At 47.3% G+C, this 14,795-nt stretch carries 17 protein-coding genes; 10 read left to right on the top strand and 7 right to left on the bottom strand.

Annotated features, from left to right (window positions below; all coding sequences use genetic code 11):
• Window positions 1-40: 40 nt before the first annotated feature.
• The 3 genes from MMOL_RS03465 to MMOL_RS03475 all read left to right on the top strand — a co-directional run bounded on the left by MMOL_RS03465 (window position 41) and on the right by MMOL_RS03475 (window position 2,601).
• Window positions 41-1,660: an NAD+ synthase gene (locus MMOL_RS03465; RefSeq protein ID WP_015831626.1), complete on the top strand. Its 1,620-nt coding sequence runs from the start codon at window positions 41-43 to the stop codon at window positions 1,658-1,660.
• A 120-nt stretch (window positions 1,661-1,780) separates the two neighbouring features.
• Window positions 1,781-2,119, top strand: coding sequence for a P-II family nitrogen regulator (locus tag MMOL_RS03470; protein ID WP_015831627.1), 339 nt, complete (start codon window positions 1,781-1,783; stop codon window positions 2,117-2,119).
• Between the two features lie 140 nt (window positions 2,120-2,259).
• On the top strand, window positions 2,260-2,601 hold the full coding sequence (locus tag MMOL_RS03475; RefSeq protein WP_015831628.1) for a DMT family protein: 342 nt from the start codon (window positions 2,260-2,262) through the stop codon (window positions 2,599-2,601).
• Between the two features lie 74 nt (window positions 2,602-2,675).
• Here the strand turns inward: MMOL_RS03475 and MMOL_RS03480 are convergent, their stop codons facing one another.
• The 7 genes from MMOL_RS03480 to MMOL_RS03510 all read right to left on the bottom strand — a co-directional run bounded on the left by MMOL_RS03480 (window position 2,676) and on the right by MMOL_RS03510 (window position 8,289).
• On the bottom strand, window positions 2,676-3,926 hold the full coding sequence (locus MMOL_RS03480) for a TIGR03862 family flavoprotein (RefSeq protein ID WP_015831629.1): 1,251 nt from the start codon (window positions 3,924-3,926) through the stop codon (window positions 2,676-2,678).
• Between the two features lie 161 nt (window positions 3,927-4,087).
• Window positions 4,088-5,878, bottom strand: a complete 1,791-nt coding sequence (feoB, locus tag MMOL_RS03485; RefSeq protein WP_015831630.1) for a ferrous iron transport protein B — start codon at window positions 5,876-5,878, stop codon at window positions 4,088-4,090.
• 10 nt (window positions 5,879-5,888) lie between these two features.
• The gene (locus MMOL_RS03490; RefSeq protein ID WP_015831631.1) at window positions 5,889-6,116 is read right to left on the bottom strand and encodes a FeoA family protein; all 228 of its coding nucleotides are present in this window, start codon (window positions 6,114-6,116) and stop codon (window positions 5,889-5,891) included.
• Between the two features lie 178 nt (window positions 6,117-6,294).
• On the bottom strand, window positions 6,295-7,083 hold the full coding sequence (locus MMOL_RS03495; RefSeq protein WP_015831632.1) for a peptidylprolyl isomerase: 789 nt from the start codon (window positions 7,081-7,083) through the stop codon (window positions 6,295-6,297).
• Window positions 7,084-7,134: 51 nt separating this feature from the next.
• Complete coding sequence (locus MMOL_RS03500) at window positions 7,135-7,389, bottom strand: BolA family protein (protein ID WP_015831633.1); 255 nt, start codon at window positions 7,387-7,389, stop codon at window positions 7,135-7,137.
• Between the two features lie 49 nt (window positions 7,390-7,438).
• Window positions 7,439-7,738, bottom strand: coding sequence for a YciI family protein (locus MMOL_RS03505; RefSeq protein WP_015831634.1), 300 nt, complete (start codon window positions 7,736-7,738; stop codon window positions 7,439-7,441).
• Window positions 7,738-8,289, bottom strand: coding sequence for a septation protein A (locus MMOL_RS03510; protein ID WP_015831635.1), 552 nt, complete (start codon window positions 8,287-8,289; stop codon window positions 7,738-7,740). The genes MMOL_RS03505 and MMOL_RS03510 overlap by 1 nt, the downstream gene beginning before the upstream one ends.
• A 203-nt stretch (window positions 8,290-8,492) precedes the next feature.
• On the opposite strand from MMOL_RS03510, the gene MMOL_RS03515 reads away from it, so the two are divergent.
• The 7 genes from MMOL_RS03515 to MMOL_RS03545 all read left to right on the top strand — a co-directional run bounded on the left by MMOL_RS03515 (window position 8,493) and on the right by MMOL_RS03545 (window position 14,719).
• Window positions 8,493-9,362: a 3',5'-nucleoside bisphosphate phosphatase gene (locus tag MMOL_RS03515; RefSeq protein WP_015831636.1), complete on the top strand. Its 870-nt coding sequence runs from the start codon at window positions 8,493-8,495 to the stop codon at window positions 9,360-9,362.
• A gap of 35 nt (window positions 9,363-9,397) precedes the next feature.
• Entirely contained in the window at window positions 9,398-10,024 is a 627-nt protein-coding gene (locus tag MMOL_RS03520) for an L-threonylcarbamoyladenylate synthase (protein ID WP_015831637.1), read from the top strand.
• A gap of 125 nt (window positions 10,025-10,149) precedes the next feature.
• On the top strand, window positions 10,150-10,785 hold the full coding sequence (locus tag MMOL_RS03525) for a site-2 protease family protein (protein WP_015831638.1): 636 nt from the start codon (window positions 10,150-10,152) through the stop codon (window positions 10,783-10,785).
• A gap of 71 nt (window positions 10,786-10,856) precedes the next feature.
• Window positions 10,857-12,059: a tryptophan--tRNA ligase gene (locus MMOL_RS03530; RefSeq protein WP_015831639.1), complete on the top strand. Its 1,203-nt coding sequence runs from the start codon at window positions 10,857-10,859 to the stop codon at window positions 12,057-12,059.
• Between the two features lie 6 nt (window positions 12,060-12,065).
• Window positions 12,066-12,851 carry a segregation and condensation protein A gene (locus tag MMOL_RS03535; protein ID WP_015831640.1) on the top strand — a complete coding sequence of 262 codons (786 nt, stop codon included), beginning with the start codon at window positions 12,066-12,068 and terminating at the stop codon, window positions 12,849-12,851.
• The gene (scpB, locus tag MMOL_RS03540; RefSeq protein WP_015831641.1) at window positions 12,844-13,383 is read left to right on the top strand and encodes an SMC-Scp complex subunit ScpB; all 540 of its coding nucleotides are present in this window, start codon (window positions 12,844-12,846) and stop codon (window positions 13,381-13,383) included. Before MMOL_RS03535 ends, scpB begins: the two co-directional genes overlap by 8 nt.
• A 211-nt stretch (window positions 13,384-13,594) precedes the next feature.
• On the top strand, window positions 13,595-14,719 hold the full coding sequence (locus MMOL_RS03545; protein WP_015831642.1) for a pseudouridine synthase: 1,125 nt from the start codon (window positions 13,595-13,597) through the stop codon (window positions 14,717-14,719).
• Window positions 14,720-14,795: the final 76 nt, after the last annotated feature.

Consider the following 14,795-nt stretch of genomic DNA (forward strand, 5'->3'; position numbering starts at 1 on the left):
TAATTGACCTTGTTGTTCACCTTAACGTACTGACTTATCAATGAAAATTGCAATTGCGCAAATCAACTGCATCGTCGGCGACTTGGCTGGCAATGCAAAAAAAATCGTTGCTTATGCGGCTTCGGCTAAAGAGCAGGGAGCCACTTTAGTCGTCACCCCCGAGCTGTCTTTATGCGGCTATTCCCCTGAAGATTTACTCTTACGACCAGACTTTTTACGTGCTTGTGAAGATACGCTGCAGACGCTTGCGCAACAATTGTCAGACATTACCGTGATCGTGGGGCATCCACACCAAGAGGGTGAGCAATGCTTTAATGCCGCTTCAGTTTTAGAGGGGGGCAGCATTGTTGCTACTTATCATAAACAAGTGTTGCCTAATTATGGTGTGTTTGATGAAAAGCGTTATTTTTCCTCTGGTGCTGAGGCGCTGGTATTCAACCATTGCGGTGTTAAGGTCGGCGTTTTAATTTGTGCTGATGTGTGGGAGCCTAAGCCGGCACTGCTGGCTAAAATGGCGGGCGCTGAGCTATTAATTGCGATGAATGGCTCACCTTATCATATGAAAAAACAAAGCGCACGATTTGAGGTACTTAAGCAGCGCGCGGTAGAAAATAACCTGCCTGTGGTTTACGTCAACATGGTGGGCGGTCAGGATGAGCTGGTGTTTGATGGCGCCTCCTTTGTGTTGAATGCGCAAGGCGAGGTCGTTGCTGAACTGGATGCTTTTGAGTCGCAACTCGAGGTGATCGAGTTTGACCATGCACAGCCAATCTATGGGGAAATTACCCCCAGCCTGTCACTTGAGGCTACTGTCTATAAAGCATTAAAATTAGGACTTGCCGATTATATTAATAAAAATGGCTTCCCTGGTGTGGTGATAGGTTTGTCCGGAGGTGTGGACTCTGCCTTAACCTTAGCGCTAGCGGTAGATGCCATCGGCGCAGATAAAGTACATGCGGTGATGATGCCGTCTGAATTTACCGCCGATATCAGTGTGAATGACGCCCGCGAAATGGCTGATATCGTTGGTGTGAAATATGAAGAAATTGCTATCAAGCCGCTGTTCGATAGCTACTTAAGCGCACTGTCTCCGCAGTTTGGTGATATGCCGTTTGATGCGACAGAAGAGAACTTGCAAGCGCGTATTCGTGGCATGCTTTTAATGGCAATCTCCAATAAGTTTGGCAGTATCGTGGTTACTACCGGCAATAAGAGTGAAATGGCCGTGGGCTATTGCACGCTGTATGGCGATATGGCGGGTGGTTTTGCTTTGTTGAAAGATGTGCCTAAAACCTTGGTGTATCGCTTATGCGCGTACCGTAACCAGTTGTCTAGGGTGATTCCTGAGCGCATTATTACCAGGCCGCCATCTGCCGAACTGAGGGCTAATCAGGTAGATCAGGATAGCTTGCCGCCTTACGATGTACTAGATGCGATTATTGAAGCGTACGTGGAAAATGATTTATCGCGGGCTGAGATTGTGGCGCTAGGCTACCCTATCTCTGATATTAACCGTGTGATTGCCATGATAGACCGCAACGAGTATAAGCGCAGACAGTCACCGGTAGGGGTGCGTATTACGGATAAAGGTTTTGGTAAGGATAGACGTTACCCTATAACAGCAAAGCTGAGCGAGTATTGGAAAACTAGATTAAACTAGATCTATATGAAGGCAGCGCCAGCAATTTTGGATAGCGTTACCGAAGAATAAAAAGTCAGTGTATTAAAGTAGTCAATTAATAAAATTATAGAAATTAAATACTATTAGGAGTTTGCCGGTATGAAAAAAATCGAAGCGATTATTAAGCCATTCAAATTAGATGAAGTGCGTGAAGCTTTATCTGAAATTGGTGTGAATGGCTTAACCGTGACAGAAGTAAAAGGTTTCGGTCGTCAAAAAGGGCATACAGAACTATACCGCGGTGCTGAGTATGTGGTTGATTTCTTACCAAAAATTAAACTAGAGCTAGTTGTAGCTGATGCGATTGTTGATTCTGCAGTGGATGCGATTATCAATGCCGCACATACCGGAAAAATCGGGGATGGTAAGATTTTTGTAAGCAGCGTAGAGCAAGTCGTACGTATCAGAACCGGTGAAACAGGCGAAGCCGCTGTCTAATTCTATGCTGGGCAGGGCGAGTAAAGGTGCTTTGCAGCCTACTGCTCGGTTTGCCCAGCAACGCTGGTGCCATAGTCTTTCTTAGCCCACTTGGCAACAATTTTCGTTTGGTAAAAGTGCAAGCTTAGCGCCTCTAGTTTATGCCCGTCATTGTAAAAACAATCCTACTCCTTACCATTTCTAACGTATTCATGACGTTTGCATGGTATGCCCATTTAAAAAATCTTAATAACAAACCTTGGATTATTGCTGCGTTGGTAAGCTGGGGTGTTGCGCTGCTGGAGTATTTGTTCCAAGTACCGGCTAACCGCATTGGTTTTACTGTGATGTCGCTTGCGCAGCTAAAGATATTGCAAGAAGTGATTACGCTGGCGGTGTTTGTCCCATTTGCAGTTTTTTATATGCAGCAGCCCATGAAGCTGGATTTTCTATGGGCAGGGTTGTGTTTGATGGGCGCGGTTTATTTTATGTTTAGGGCGTAATCGTTTTTACCACTTATAGCTATGCCCACCACCTAACTCTCTAAGCCTTACCTCCTAGGCTTGATTTTCTAGTCTTACTGATGAGCCTTTAGCCAGTCGATTACCCCTAAGCCAGCGCTGCGGCCGGATGCAAAGCACGCTGTAAGCAAGTAGCCGCCAGTTGGCGCCTCCCAGTCCAGCATTTCCCCAGCACAGAATACGCCAGGCATGGCCTTGAGCATCAGGTGAGCATCTAATCCTGCAAAATCTACCCCACCAGCGCTGCTAATGGCCTCATCAATCGGACGTGTCGAGCTTAGCTTAAGCGGTAACGCTTTAATGGCATGGCTGAGTTTAACTGGATTGGCATAGTCTTGAGCGGAGACTAGCTCTCGCAATAAGCCAGCCTTAATACCTTTGATGCCAAGCCGACTCTGCAGGTGGCTGGATAGCGAACGTGAGCCGCGCGGGTGGCTGACATCGGCAAACACTTGTGCCAACGGTCTGTCCGGCAGCAGGTCCAAGTGTACGGTTGCTTCACCTTTAGCCTCTATCGTGTTACGGATATGGGCTGAAAGCGCATAAATCAAGCTTCCTTCGATACCGTGCTCGGTAATCATGCACTCGCCTTGTTTGTGTTGGCTTGCTGCGTGTTCATCCTGCATGGAGATGGCAATAGTTTTTAGCGGGACTCCGGCAAAGCGGGAGATAAAGTGTTCGCTCCAATTGGTATGAAAGCCGCAATTAGCTGGTTTTAACGGGGAAACGGCGATGCCATGCTCGCTAAATACGTTTGCCCAAGCCCCATCTGAACCTAATCTCGCCCAACTGCCTCCACCTAGTGCGAACACAACCGCATCTGCTTCTGAAGAGGTAGTTCCATCTGGTGTATTGAATTTTAGTTTGCCACTGTCCCAGCCGGTCCAGCGGTGGCGCATATGGAAGCTCACCCCAGCCTCACGTAAGCGATGCAGCCAAGCGCGTAATAATGGCGCGGCCTTCATATCGGTCGGGAATACGCGGCCAGAAGAGCCAACAAAAGTATCTATGCCTAATTCGTGTATCCACTCACGTAGTGTCTGCGGGCTCATGGTGTCGAGCAAAGGGGCAATCTGTGCTTGGCGCGTGCCATAGCGTGAGAGAAACTGCGCTGCCGCCTCAGAATGGGTGATGTTCATGCCACCTTTACCTGCCATCAGAAACTTGCGGCCTACGCTAGGCATGGCATCGTATAGATCTACGTGGATACCCGCGAGGCTTAAAGTTTCTGCCGCCATTAGCCCAGCAGGGCCGCCGCCAATGATGGCAACTTTAGGCGATTTGGCAATGTAGGATGATTGGGTCAAGATGTAATGTGGCTGAAGTTTAGGCTAAATGATTAATATCAGATTGTAGGTTAGTTTCGCATCGCCAGTTAAGTCATGTGGGTGAGCCTAGCTTCTCAGTTAGCCATCAATAAGTGGCTAACTGAGAGTTGGCAAGTTTGCAGCCAAAGCTGACGCAGAGGTTAGTAGCCGAGCAAGCGCGCGCTTTGGTAGAAGATAAAGCTGATCACCCATGCTAAGCCTAAAGACCATACAATCGAAAGCCACATAAAGGCTGAGCTTTTGGATTCATTTCTGATCGTGGCAATCGTAGACAGGCATGGCGTGTAAATCAGAGTGAACAGCATAAAGCTCAAGGCTTGTACCCAGTCGATTTGCGTGGCCATTTGCGCCATCAGTGCGTCGCCTTGCAGGCCATAAATCACCGCTAGTGCACCCACCACAATTTCTTTCGCAACAAAGCCGAAAATTAAGGCAATCGCCAGCTCATGATTAATGCCGATAGGGTCAAGTATCGGTGTGAAGAACACGCCGATTTGTCCAGCATAGGTGTCGATACTGGCAGGTGCCACATTGCTTGGGAAGTTAGTTAACAGCCATACCAATACTACGCCTAGTACAATGAACTTGCTGGCGCGGTTTAAAAAGTGTTTTACTTCATGCCAGCCACGCAGCACGATCTGACGCGGGGTAGGGAAGCGGTACGGCGGCAGCTCTAGAATAAAAGGCTCGGTGTTTTTATATTGGTTTTGAAATAAAAGCGCAGTTAAAAACATAGTGAAGAAACTCATCACGTATAGCGAGAACAAGACTAACGGTGCATGGCTAGGGCTAAATAGCGCCGCAATCATAAAAATAAACACTTGCATCCTAGCTGAGCACAATGACAGCGGGATCACCAGCATGGTCAGCAGGCGCATGCTACGTGAGCGCATAATACGTGTACCCATGATAGCCGGTACGTTACAGCCAAAACCCATCAGCATCATGACAAAGCTGCGCCCATCCAGCCCCATTTTTGCCATGATGGCATCCATCAAGAACGCAGCACGTGATAGGTAGCCGCTGTCTTCTACCATGGACATGACGAGGAAGAATAGAATAATAATCGGCACAAATGCAGCAACCGTGGCTACGCCATTATAAATACCATCCAGCATGAGTCCGCTGAGCCATGTCGGTGCGTTGGCAAATAGCGGGTTCAGCAAATCTGTGCGTAGTTGGTCTAGTAGCCAGGCTAAGCCATCCTGTATCGGGGCGCCTACGGCAAAGATGAATTGAAACAGCAAAAACATGGCGGCAAAAAACAGCGGTAACCCCAACCATTTGTGCAGTAATACCTTGTCTATTTTATCGGTAAGGTCATCGGTCAGTGTTACCGGAATATCCACATGCTGTTCAACCAGTGCATGCATTTCGGTTTCAATATCATGCTCTTCTTTGAGGAGCAGGCTTATGCTTTGCGGGTTGGTGGTGGTATCTTGCTGATTGATAATAGCGGTCGCAGCGGCTAATGCTTTTGGTAAGCCATCGCCATATTTTGCGCTAATCTGAATCACTGGCAAGCCTAAGGTTTGGCTTAAGCCGTCTGCGTCAATGGTGATGCCGGCGCGCTTTGCTTCGTCAGCCATGTTGAGCGCCAGCACAATTGGGAAGCCTAGCTTTTTAATTTGCAGTAGCAGGGATAGTTGGCGGTCAATTTGTGTACTGTTGAGTAATACCACCAGTAAATTGACAGGGTTGTTGGTGATGAAGTGTCTAACGACTTGTTCATCCTCTGAAAAACCATGCAGGTCGTAAATACCTGGTAAATCAATCAGCTCTACAATATTGCCGCCGAGTAATATTTTTGCACTGAGCAAATCGACCGTAATTCCAGGCCAGTTACCTACGCGCGCAGAGGCACCGCTAATGCGATTGAATAGCGTGGATTTTCCAGTATTTGGCATACCGAGTAACGCAATACGCTTCATTTATTTAACTTTATATTGCGTTGATTTGAATGCGGTCAGCTTCAGTGACGCGCAGAATGACATCTGTAGTGCCAAGACGCACATGTATCGGGCCATTAAAGCTGGCGCGACGCATAATGCTGAGTGGCTTGCCAACACGAAACCCCAGCGCGGTGAGGCGATGGAACAGGGTGTCTTCAGCTTCGATTGCGGAGATCACCGCACGTTGACCAGCTTTTAATTGTGACAAAAATTGCATATAGATTTAGTGATGCACTCTATAGATGATAACAATTCTTATTATCGCATAATTTAAGAGAAAGCGCAGGCAATCAGCCAAAAATAACATTAAAAACAAGGCCAAAAGTCGGCCATAGTATCAATGTGGCACAGTGAAAAAAGGCCCCATTGCTGGAGCCTTTTTGTCTGCATTTTAATTACTTACTGATGTCGATTTTTGCTTTTGCGCGTAAATCGCTCATGAGTTTTTCTAGGTTATGTTGTTGCAGGTTTTTTTGTATGCCATCTTTTAGTTTTTCGTAAGGTAATGGCTGAGCCGGGCGGGTATCTACCAGCTTAATTACGTGCCAGCCAAATTGTGTTTGCACTGGGCTGGCTGATGTTGCGCCTTTTTGTAAGTTTGCCACTACATCGCTAAATGGTTTTACCATGGTTGCAGGTGAGAACCAGCCTAAGTCGCCGCCTTTTTCTTTAGAACCTGGGTCTAATGATTTTTCTTTGGCAATTTTGGCAAAATCGCCACCTTTGCCTAGCTGGGCAATGATATCTTTAGCTTCTGCTTCCGTTTTAACTAAAATATGGCGCGCGCTGTATTCTTTGTCGCCATAAGCCGTTTTATATTTCTCGTAAGCAGCTTTGGTATCTGCATCAGAAACCGGATGTTTTTTCACGTAGTCTTGCAGAAACATGCTGGTCAACAGCTTGCGGCTGCCTAGTTCTTCACGTGCAACGTAATCAGCTTGTTTATCCAAGCCTAATCTTTGCGCTTCTTGGTATACCAGCTCAGAACTGACCAGCTCATCAATAATTGCAGCTTTAGTGTTGGCATCAATCTTTTGGCCGTTTGCAGTCACGTCTTTAACGATTACGTCATAGAGTGATTGTTTTACTGGCTTGCCGTTCACTGTTGCTAGCGCATCAGCGGCAAATGCTGATGGAGTCATCGATAAAACAGCAACGGCAATTAATGTTTGTATTAATTTCATTCGTAAAACATCCTTAAGTATTAAATTTAGGTAGTAAATTTGTGACGTATTTTAAACTTCATCTGTTGCAATTGCATGAATACTAAGCGCATGAATCTTATGTGGTATTAAATCTGCGAGCACCTGATACACAAGGCGATGACGCATTATCTGTGATTTGCCGCAAAAATGCGAGCTGGTGATGTCGAGCTTGTAATGCCCGCCGCCGCCATTGCCTTGGTGGCCGGCATGTAGTGCGCTTTCGTCTATTAAATCCAACGTGGTAGGCTCCAGTGCCTGCAAGCGTATTTTGATTTGATCAATCATCTATTCGGTTATCAATGCAAGTTAAATTAATGTTAAGTTAAGTAGCTACTTAGGGTAGTGTTTTTCTAAAAGGTTTCACTGTGACGTGATGATAAACACCAGCAGTGACGAATGGATCTTGGTTGGCCCAAGCAGTGGCTTCCTCCAAGCTGGTAAATTCAGCCACAATTAAACTGCCTGAAAAGCCAGCCGGACCAGGGTCGTTACTGTCAATACTAGGGAAGGGACCCGCCAGCAACAGACGGCCTGTATTTTGTAAATCTTGCAAGCGGCTCAAATGCTCAGGGCGCGCTGCTAAGCGCTTTTCAAGGCTGTTAGGGGTGTCTTCGGCAACGATGGCGTACCACATTATTTTGCATCTCCTTTATCGTCTTCTTTGGGTAAATACTTGCTGATCATAATGGTTTGCAAAATAATAAAGCCAAACATAATGCCGGTAATGCCGAATAGCTTGAAGTTTACCCAAGTGTCTTGCGAGTAATTAAACGCCACATACAGGTTGATAAAACCTAGCGCGGTAAAGAGTAACGCCCAAGCGACATTGAGGGCAGACCAAACGTTATCTGGCAATTTAATCTGCTTCTCCATCAAGCTGCGCATCGGGTTCTTTTTGAAAAAGAGCTGGGAGCCTAGTAAACCCGCAGCAAACAGCCAGTACAAAATGCTGGGTTTCCATTGGATAAAGGTCGGGTCTTTTAGCAGCAAGGTGGCGCCGCCAAATACGGTGATGATGATGCCGCTGAGCAACAGCATTTTTTCAACTACGCCATGTTTGATTTTGACATAAACGATTTGTGCGATGGTCGCGATGATTGCCACCGCGGTGGCGGTGAAAATTCCAAAAAATTTGAAAGCGATAAAAAATAAAATTACGGGGAATAAATCAAACAGAAACTTCATATTCACTCTTTGAAAATAAAAACCTAGGGTGCTAACACTTAGGGTGTCAACTTGACGCGCTTAAGTGCCAAACAATACTTTGGTGCAATGTGCTATTTTGCTATTATAGTTACTCGCCTGCAAGGCGTAATTTTTAGTGGACTAAATAGATGATTAGTTCCAATCAGCTGTTTTCTTAGGGGTTGTGCTGGCGCAAGTCGTTGATGACCAATGGTTTAATGATAGATTTACATTCACACTCCAATATTTCTGATGGTTTGCTTTCTCCCACTGAGTTGGTCGCGCATGCGGCACAGCATGGGGTGAGTGTACTCGCGCTGACCGACCACGATGATATAAGCGGCTTGTCGGAAGCGCGACAGGCGGCAGCGTTGCACGGTATTCAGTTAATCAATGGTGTGGAAATTTCAGTGACCTGGAAAAAGCGTACCCTGCATGTCGTTGGTTTAAACGTGGATGTGGAGAATGAAGCGCTCAAGACCGGTTTGGCTGCGGTGCGCCAAGGCCGTCTGGAGCGTGCCAAACAGATGGCGGCAGGCTTGGAAAAATCCGGCATCCTTGGCAGTTTTGAGTGGGCCTCTGCCTACGCGGGACAGAGCATACTGACACGTATGCACTTTGCCCGCTTTCTGGTGGAGCGTCAGTATGCCAAAGACACCAAAGCGGTATTCAAAAAGTATTTAGTCAAAGGTAAGCCTGGCTTCGTAGACCACCAGTGGATGGACTTGGAGTCTGCAGTGAGCCTGATTGTAAACAGCGGCGGTGAAGCGGTGTTGGCACACCCAGGACGTTATGACATACGCCGCACCAATATGTTGCTGCTGCTGGAGGAATTTAGGGCCTTGGGCGGCACGGCGATAGAGGTAGTGACGGGTAGTCATACCGGTGCACAGTATGTTGAATATGCAAAATATGCACAATTATTTGGTTTAAAAGCATCACAAGGGTCTGATTACCATGGTAAAGGTATCAGCTTTATGGAAATGGGGCGGTTGCCTGCGCTGCCTGGCAATTGTGTTCCCGTGTGGCAAGATTGGCCGCATGTACAGTTACCATCGGATTGCTCGCAATAAATAATAAAGACAGTTAAGAAAAAGAACAGGGATACATGTCACAGTTTTTTAATATTAATCTGAGTAATCCTCAGCCACGTTTGATTGTACAAACCGCAGATATTTTACGTAAGGGCGGTGTGATTGTTTACCCTACAGATTCAGGCTATGCCTTGGGCTGCATGCTGGGGCATGCGGATGCACAGGCACGTATTCGCCAGATACGCGGGGTAGATGATAAACATTTGTTCAGTTTGATGTGTCGTAACCTGAGTGAGCTAGGTAATTATGCGGTAGTAAGTAATAGCCAGTTTCGTTTGCTGAAGGCGAACACGCCGGGTGCTTATACCTTTATCTTAAACGCAACGCGCGAAGTGCCGCGTAAATTGCAGCATCCTAAACGCAGTACCATTGGTATCCGCGTGCCGCAGCACTCCGTGGTGCAGGCACTGTTAGAGGCAATTGATACGCCGATGCTGAGTATGACCTTTAGCCTACCTGATGATGAAGATGTATCGCTGATGGAGCCTTGGGCAATGCGCGAACGCTTGGAGCGCGTGGTAGATTTGGTGATAGAAGTGGAGCATTGTGAGGCAGGAGCAACCACGGTGATTGATTTAACCGATGAAACGCCGGTGCTGGTACGTGAAGGCTTAGGTGATTTAAGCCCGTTCTCTTTTTAACTTCACTCTTTCCGCTTGGAAAATTAACTCCGGCAAATTAAGCTGAATTAAGTTGGATTGGGATTGATTGGGTTCATGCTTAATCAAAACACATCCTAAAAAATATACCTAAAGTAGAGCAATTTATGGAACTGACAATCATACAAAAAATAGCGGTTTATGCCTTGCCGGTGATTTTTGCTATCACGGTGCATGAGGCCGCACACGGTTATGTGGCAAAGTATTTTGGCGACATGACCGCGTTTAATGCCGGGCGCATCACACTTAACCCTTTGAAGCATATTGATCCGTTTGGTACGGTGTTGCTGCCAGCGTTGACCATTATGCTGGGTGGTATTTTATTCGGCTGGGCTAAGCCGGTACCGGTGGATTTTGGGCGCTTGCGTAACCCTAAAAAAGACATGCTGTGGGTAGCCGCGGCTGGGCCTGCATCCAACTTTGTCATGGCCGTGTTCTGGGTGCTGGCACTTAAATATGCGGCGTTCGCCCCTGATGCGGTTGCTTACCCGGTATCGCTGATGGCAGAGGCCGGCATCAAAATCAATCTGGTGCTCATGGTGCTTAACTTATTGCCATTGCCGCCATTGGATGGCGGGCGTATAGCGGTGAGTTTGCTGCCGTATCGTTTGGCACGCTCCTTTGCCAGAATTGAACCATATGGTTTCGTGATTTTAATCGTACTTTTATTTACCGGCGTGTTGGGTAAGATCCTACAGCCATTAATGAGTATAGTGGGCGGCTTACTGAGCAATCTTTTGTAAGCACTGAGTGATTGGTTTTACAGGCATAGTTAGTATAATAAGCACATATTTAATTTAGGGTTTTTCATCACATGGCAATAGAACGCGTTTTATCGGGCATGCGCCCTACCGGCAATCTGCATTTGGGGCACTATAACGGTGTGTTGAAAAACTGGATTCGCTTGCAGCACGAGCATGAGTGCTTGTTTTTTGTAGCTGACTGGCATGCTTTGACTACGCATTACGATACGCCGGAAGTGATTGAAGAAAGCGTGTGGGAAATGGTGATTGACTGGTTAGCGGCTGGCGTAGATCCGGCAAGTGCGACCATTTTCATCCAATCTCGCGTGCCTGAGCATGCTGAGTTGCATACGCTGCTATCCATGATTACCCCGCTGAGTTGGCTAGAGCGCGTGCCAACCTATAAAGACCAGCAAGAAAAACTCTCAAGTAAAGACTTATCTACCTATGGCTTTTTAGGTTATCCATTGCTGCAAAGTGCCGATATCTTAATCTACAAGGCAACCCAAGTGCCGGTGGGCGAAGACCAAATTCCACACATTGAATTTACACGTGAAATTGCACGCCGCTTTAACCATATTTACGGCAAAGAAAAAGGTTTTGAAGAAAAAGCTGAAGCCGCGATTAAAAAATTAGGCAGTAAGCGTGGCTCACTGTATCAGGAAATGCGCACCGCTTACCAACAAAGTGGTGATGAAGAGGCGCTGGAAACCGCGCGCGCCATGATTCAAGAGCAGCAAGGGATGAGCATGGGCGATAAAGAGCGTTTGCTTGGTTACCTTGAAGGCGGCGGCAAAATGATTTTGATTGAGCCTGACTACAAACTGACCCCGGCCTCTAAAATGCCGGGTCTAGATGGCCAGAAAATGTCTAAATCCTACAACAACACCATTTCATTGCGTGAAGATGTAGATAGCGTGGCTAAGAAAATCAAAACCATGCCGACAGATCCTGCACGTATCCGCCGCACCGACCCGGGTGACCCGGCAAAGTGCCCTGTATGGCAATTGCATGAAATTTATTCAGACAAATCTACCCAGGATTGGGTGCAAGCTGGCTGTAGAGGTGCGAGCATCGGCTGTATTGAGTGCAAGACCCCTGTGATTGAAGGCGTGCTAAAAGAGCTGAAACCGATTCAAGAGCGTGCAGCGCAGTATGCGGAAGACCCAACGCTAGTGAAAAACATCGTCGCCGATGGCTGCGAGCGTGCAAGAAAGCTAGCACGTGAAACCATGCGTGATGTGCGTGATGCGATGGGGTTGAATTACAGCTAACGCTTTATGGAGATAGAAACTCAGCGCAATGCAAAGATTAAGGGCGAAGCGTTTACAACGCTCCCCAAAGATCTATATATCCCGCCCGATGCGCTGGAGGTTTACCTAGAGGCCTTTGAAGGCCCGCTGGATTTATTGCTGTATTTAATCCGTAAGCACAATCTAGATATTCTGGATATTCCGATGGCGGATTTAACCCGTCAGTACGTGGAGTATGTAGAAAAAATGCGAGCCATCAAGTTGGAGTTGGCGGCGGATTATCTCTTGATGTCGGCGATGCTGATTGAAATTAAATCACGCATGCTATTACCTAAACCAGCAGAACTCGCAGAGGAAGACGACCCGCGTGCGGAACTGGTGCGGCGCCTGATGGAGTATGAAGCAATAAAACTCGCGGCACAGCGCCTAGATGAAATGCCGAAGGTCGGCGATGGCATTAGTGTTGCCAGCGCTTATTTTGAACAAATCAGTTTGGTAAAACCACCCGAGGTCAGCTTGGATGACTTGACTGAGGCTTGGCGCAATGTGCTAAAGCGCGCTAGCCATTTCCAGTATCATAAAGTAGGGCGCGCCGAGCTTTCGGTGCGTGAGCACATGAGCCTGATTTTACGGCGCTTGCAATCCGCGCGCATGCTAGAGTTTACCGAACTATTTGATATCGCCCATGATGGTATTCCCAAGTTAGTCGTGTGTTTTCTCGCTATTCTGGAGCTTGCACGCGAAGGTTTATTACGCATAACGCAGCAGCAGGCTTTTTCACCGATATATGTACAAATAAACAGCGATGAGTGAAGCCGGGAATATTCGTGAATTAAAAGATGTGCTGGAGGTGGCATTGCTGACCTCGCATCAGCCTTTGTCTTTGGATGATATGCTGCGTCTGTTTAGCGAGCGTATGGAGCGTGCCACACTGCGTATGTTGCTGGATGAGTTAAAGCATGACTGGGCAGAACGCACGATGGAACTGGTGCAGGTAGCTTCCGGCTATCGCTTTCAGGCACGGGAAAAATATACGACATATTTGATGCGCCTACACCCTGAGAAACAGGTGAAATATTCGCGAGCAGTGATGGAAACCTTGGCGATCATCGCGTATCGTCAACCCGTGACGCGCGGTGATATCGAAGAGATTCGCGGCGTGGCCGTCAACCCTAATGTGATGCGTCAGTTACAGGAGCGTGATTGGGTGGACGTGGTTGGCCAGCGCGAGGTGCCGGGGCGCCCCTCTTTATATGCAACTACTAAGCACTTCTTGAACGATTTCAACTTGCGCTCATTGGAAGAGTTACCAGCCATGGAAGTGTTTTTGCAGCCTGAGGCTTAGTCAGGGCATCGTAACAAACTTGGTTGCCCTTTTGTCGGTAATTGCATTACAAATAACGCAAAAGCTGCCCAACCTTAATCTTAGCAAAACTTAATTTAGAGAATCTGGGTGTGGCTACCCTCGTCATTACTGGCGATAAATCTATTTTATCTACTGCGATTTACTTTATCTGCGGTAAAATTGCAATATTCAATCAAATTAGCGAATTATCATGGCACGTCCTTTTAAGCAACAACGCGATCCGCAACGTCCCGTACGCAGACCAACCACCAATTTCACCCCGCTTGCCGTGGACCCGGATGCACCTGCCGCACCAACGCAGCGCTTGCACAAGCTCTTGGCATTGGCAGGTTTGGGTTCACGTCGCGATATGGAGGAGTTGATTGCCAGCGGGCGTGTGACTGTTAACGGAAAAGTGGCCGAGGTAGGCGCCGGTGTGACTGAACATGATGTCGTGCGTTTAGACAGCCGTCCATTACGTTTGCCGTTTGAGCCTGAGTTGCCGCAAGTGTTGATTTACCATAAACCGGAAGGCGAAATCGTGAGTCAAGACGATCCGGAAGGTCGTGCTAGCGTGTTTGATAAATTGCCTAAGGTGAAGCATGGTAAATGGATTGCCATTGGTCGTCTGGATATGAATACCAGCGGTTTATTGATATTCACTACTTCTGGTGAGTTGGCTAACCGCTTTATGCACCCACGTTATGAAGTGGAGCGTGAGTATGCGGTACGTATTTTTGGTGAATTGACCGAAGGTCAAATTGCACAGTTAAAAGAAGGTATTGAACTGGAAGATGGTCCTGCTAACTTTGACAGCATCATTCCGCAAGGTGGTGAGGGTGCAAATCACTGGTATCAGGTGATATTGCGTGAAGGCCGTAACCGTGAGGTGCGTAGATTGTTTGAGGCATTTCAGCTACCAGTGAGTCGCTTGATGCGCGTACGTTTTGGCCCGGTAAACCTGCCGCCACGTGTTAAACGCGGAAAGATGCTTAAATTAGAGCAAAAAGAAGTGGTAGGTCTATTGGAATGGGCTGATTTGCCAGTACCAAAAGCGCCGCTGCGCCAATTAACGCAACGTGAAAAACTAAAATCAACCGCAGTGTTTACGCCTAAAGTACGTAAACAACGTGTGAGCGCGCTGGATAGGCCACCGCGTGATGCCGCTGAAGGTGAGGCGGGAGGCTATCGTGGTAAACCAGGCTCAGCACGTGGCCCAGCAACGAAAAAACCTATAGCAAGAAAGCCGGCAGCCAATCGCCGCGTACGTCAGAGCAGTGATTTAAACGCACCGCAGATGCAGAAGAAAAGTGATAGGAATAGAGGGCGTGGTTAGTTCGACTCTTAATGATTAAACCTAGGATAGCGCTTTAAGGGTATTTTTCTGGTTTAATTGTAAGCATAAAAAATGG

The organism is Methylotenera mobilis JLW8, from assembly GCF_000023705.1.
Classification (GTDB): Bacteria; Pseudomonadota; Gammaproteobacteria; order Burkholderiales; family Methylophilaceae; genus Methylotenera; species Methylotenera mobilis.